The organism is Oleiphilus sp. HI0061 (assembly GCF_001635675.1).
On the sequence record NZ_LWFE01000355.1, the window covers coordinates 1 to 895 of the forward strand.

At 45.8% G+C, this 895-nt stretch carries 1 protein-coding gene and 1 pseudogene; both read right to left on the reverse strand.

Going from position 1 to position 895, the window contains the following annotated elements:
* Positions 1-133 precede the first annotated feature (133 nt).
* Positions 134-556 carry an HIT domain-containing protein gene (locus A3735_RS04830; RefSeq protein ID WP_068511823.1) on the reverse strand — a complete coding sequence of 141 codons (423 nt, stop codon included), beginning with the start codon at positions 554-556 and terminating at the stop codon, positions 134-136.
* Positions 556-895, reverse strand: a pseudogene (locus A3735_RS30295) (UDP-glucose 4-epimerase GalE); the annotation flags it as partial. The gene A3735_RS04830 and the pseudogene A3735_RS30295, both read right to left, overlap by 1 nt.

Below are 895 nucleotides of genomic sequence, written 5' to 3' on the forward strand. Positions count from 1 at the left end.
CATCATAAACAGGAATAACCAGCACAGCGTCGAAAGGTCTTTCCAGGGAGCGTTGCAGAGCTTGGATATCAGGCTCTGCATAGGTATCCAGGTATTTGGAAACGGCTGAACTGTCGTACTTCATTGACAATAACTAGTTAGACCAGTCTTTATCAATAATACGCTTAAGCTTGAGCAAGGTAGCCTGGCGTTCATCTGTGCTATAAGACTGAGCAGGCAATTTACCCCAAATTGGCGCTGGCCATGTCGGGTCACCTTCAAAACGCACAACATGATGAATATGTAGCTGTTTTACAACGTTCCCCAAGGCGGCAATATTAAGCTTATCACCCGAGAATAGCTGCATTAGGTTTTGCCCAAGATACATCGACTCAAGATCTAACTGCTGACGTTGCTCATCACTTAAGTGATACAACTCCGTTGCATCACCCACGCGAGGAACAAGAATAAGCCATGGATACTGAACATCATTCATCAATAAGACTTCGCACAATGGCCAAGACGCTATGTGAATCGTATCGTTTTCCAGGCGTGAGTCGAGTTTGAAGTCTGCCATTAAGCGCCTGCACTCTCAGCTTTTTGTTTCTGCCACTTAGCTTCCCAATCCAAAGCAGACTTAACGATCACACCTAAGTCATCATGATCTGGCTCCCAGCCTAGTACTGCTTTGATTTTGGCATTATTTGCCATCAGCGCATCAGGATCACCTGCTCTGCGGTCGACATTTTCAACCGGAAAGTCTTGCCCTGACTTTTCCTTAACCGTATCGATTACTTCACTGACCGTAAAGCCACGGCCATAACCACAGTTTAGGATTTGCGATTCACCGCCTTTCGCCATGTAATCGAGCGCCATAACATGCGCTTTAGCCAAATCATCAACATGGATGTAATCG